The organism is Paracoccus sp. SY (assembly GCF_002901215.1).
Taxonomy (GTDB): Bacteria; Pseudomonadota; Alphaproteobacteria; order Rhodobacterales; family Rhodobacteraceae; genus Paracoccus; species Paracoccus acridae.
Window position 1 is genome coordinate 1 of sequence record NZ_NWMQ01000112.1, and the last position, 3,202, is coordinate 3,202.

3 protein-coding genes are annotated in these 3,202 nt (G+C 59.6%); 1 reads left to right on the top strand and 2 read right to left on the bottom strand.

Annotation, left to right across the window (positions count from 1 at the left end; genetic code table 11):
- A partial coding sequence (locus tag CK944_RS21850; protein ID WP_146038757.1) for a response regulator transcription factor occupies window positions 1-284 on the bottom strand: 284 nt, incomplete at its 3' end.
- Between the two features lie 8 nt (window positions 285-292).
- Complete coding sequence (locus CK944_RS21855; RefSeq protein ID WP_158248131.1) at window positions 293-1,207, bottom strand: sensor histidine kinase; 915 nt, start codon at window positions 1,205-1,207, stop codon at window positions 293-295.
- A gap of 21 nt (window positions 1,208-1,228) precedes the next feature.
- On the opposite strand from CK944_RS21855, the gene CK944_RS23480 reads away from it, so the two are divergent.
- On the top strand, window positions 1,229-1,603 hold the full coding sequence (locus CK944_RS23480; protein ID WP_158248132.1) for a hypothetical protein: 375 nt from the start codon (window positions 1,229-1,231) through the stop codon (window positions 1,601-1,603).
- The last annotated feature ends 1,599 nt before the right edge of the window (window positions 1,604-3,202 follow it).

Genomic DNA, 3,202 nt, shown 5'->3' on the forward strand with positions numbered 1-3,202 from the left:
TCCATGACATCGCCGCTGTCTTCCGATGCAGTCAGGACGATCACTCTGGTCGGGAACTGCATCCGGGCCATTTCCCCAAGCGCGGCGAGGCCGAGACCCGGAATGCTGAGGTCAAGCAGCAGAACGTCCGGGGCCAGGGTTCGGACAAGCTCGACAGCCTCGGCGGCCGTGGCGCCTTCGCCCACCACCGTGATGTCGTCGCCGGTCGCGCCGACGGCATGGATGATGCCTTCCCGCACAAGGGGGTGATCATCGACAACGGCGACCCTTATCATATGGGGCATTGGACACCTCAGACATCTGTTGGAAAATGGCCGGTCAAGGTCACGCCCTTGCCCGGAACGCTGCCGACGGAAAGATTGCCGCCAAGGCTGATGATGCGGTTGCGCAGCCCTGCCAGCCCCAGTTGCTGCATCTCGTTGCTTGCAGCCTGGGGCTGCATGCCCGGCCCTTCGTCGCTGACGGTCACCACCGCGAACCGTCCTTCCCTGCGGACGGTGACGGACTGTCCCTTGCCGCCCGCGTGCTTGTAGGCATTGTTCAGCCCTTCTTGCACCATCCGGCAGATCGCCAGCTTCACGGGGTTGCCGACTTCGGTCAGGTCCGGCTCGATCATGCAGTCCACGGTGGACGACGTGCGGTGCCGGTGCTTCAGGACGACCAGACCGATCGCTTCGGCCAGTCCCTTCTCCATCATGTGGGGCAGGGACAGTCCCGACACCATCGCCCGCACCTCGGCCATGGCTTCCTCCAGCATCTCGCGCAGAATGATGTAGTCGCGACTTCCGGCCTGGTCGCCGGGGAAAAGCTGGTCCAGCTTCAACAAGGAAATCGTCAGCAACTGGCCGATCCCGTCATGCAGATCGGCCCCGATCCGGCGAAGGTGAAGCTCGGCATTCTCGGCGCTGAGCGAGGAGGCCTTCTGGATGCGAAGCCGCAGGGCCTTGTTGTGGTCCAGAAGCTGCGTCAGCCGTTCGACCTGTTCCTTGAGTTCCGCCCGCTGGCGATCGATCACGCTGTCGCCCTGCGCGACGATCGCGTGAATGCCCAGGGCGATCACCGCCAGGACCATCGCGTCGATCAGCCATGTCAGCCGCCGGTTTTCCTGGAACATCGCCAGAAGCGATGTCCTGTCATAGTAGAGACCGGCAACGGCGAGAACCGGGCCGCCGGCCTGGCGGCGCAGCGGAACATAGACCTCGAGCATCTTCTGGCCCGAAGAAGCCCCATGATCGCCCGATCCGTTCTCGAATTCGACGGCGACCGTGCCGCCGATTGCCTCGGCCAGGCCATTGGATGCGGGGAACTGCCTGAAGATCGGACTTGGGTCGGTATCAAAAAGAATCCGGCCGTCCGTCGTCCAAATCCTGACAGCTATCAGGTTCAAATCCGCAGCGACGGCTTCTATTTCCTGACCGATTATCTTTGTGGTTGCCGGAGCGAAGCCACCGCTGCGTTCCAATTCGGGGAGATAATCTGCAAAGAAGTGGTTGAAATAGAAACTGTTGCGGTTTCCGATATCCTCCTTGACTGCCGCTTCGACGCGAACCAGCGTCCATTGCCCCAGCAGCCCGATCCCCGGCATCAAAAGAACTGCACATAATATATAGAATTGCCGGGAAAGACTTAGTGACGTCCACCAGAGGACTGCACTGGAACTGCCCATAGACCAACCAACCGGGATCCACTTACGAACTCATGATGTGGACATTATGACAAGCCAGGCGCAACGCCAAATCAAAAACTTCATCCGATTGGACAGCTTGACGGGAAAATACAGGATAATTTAACTTATATTAATTTCCCCTTGTGGTTGCATGAGGAATGTGCTTTTCTTTTGCAAATAGATTTCCTGTGTTTCTGCAAGGAATCTTTGTTTAACCTTCTCAACCATTTGCATGCATCTTCGTTTCGTCCCCTGTTGTCTGGCCCATCTGTCCTAGGACCAAAGTCCTAATCCTGACCGGCCCTATGTCGTCATTGTCATGCAGCCTTCATGATTTCTAACCTGCTCGCCAGGGAAGAACACTTCATCAACATCAAGGATATCGCGGTCCGAAGCGGCCGTCTGGAGGGTGCTGTCCGGCGCCACGACGCTTGCGCCTGACAAAGGCGGCGACCGATTCCTGCTGTCGTGATGTGCTTCCCAACTCGGTTCAGGGAAGGGTAGAGCCATGTCAACGAGTTTCCATGTCAATGTTCACGACCTTCAGTTCATCCTGAAGCAGATCAAGGTCGCCGAGCTTCATTCCGGAGGGATGACGACGGTCGAGGCGATCCAGCAGGTCTATGGCGTGTCCGCCCAGGATGCCGCCCTTCTGCCCGCGGGCCTTCGCACGGTCGATGGCCGCGACAACAATCTGCTGCCGGGGCGAGAGGACCTGGGGGCGAGCGGAACCCCGTTCCCGCGCCTGACCGATCCGGTCTACAGCAATGACCAGGACGGCGACAGGATTCCGATAAACGGGCCGAATGGACCGGACTTGACGAATACCCATTACGGTCAGGCCGGCAATGTCGTCGATGCGGATCCGCGCATCATCTCGAACCTGATCGTGGACCAGACGGCCGGAAACCCCGCTGCCGTCTATGCGGCGTTGAAGGTTCTGGGCGTCACCGGCACGGCGGCCACGGCAGCCGTGAACGAGATTACCGCGGCCCATTCAGCGACTGTCCGCCGGGCAACAGTGGAAGATTACCAGCTTGCCCAGAAGAACCTGGAAACCGTTCTGGCCAAGCACGGGCTTGAGGTCGGACCCGAAGGGGGCATCCGCATCGAGAACGTCTCGCCGGATATCGGCCTGACGCCTTCGTTCAACAACCTGTTCACCATCTTCGGCCAGTTCTTCGACCACGGGCTGGACCTTGTCACCAAGGGCGGCAACGGGACGGTGTACATCCCGCTTCAGGCCGACGATCCGCTGATCGCCGGGGCCGATAAGGTGCTGGGCACCGCCGATGACCTGCCGCCCCAGCTTCGGTTCATGGCGCTGACCCGCGCCACGCCGAACGGCGATTCGCATACAAACATGACCACGTCCTATGTGGACCAGAACCAGACCTATACCTCGCATGCCTCGCACCAGGTGTTCCTGCGCGAGCAGGTTCGATTGAATCTGGGAGACGGAGAAAAGGCCTATTCCANGCCGAACGGCGATTCGCATACAAACATGACCACGTCCTATGTGGACCAGAACCAGAC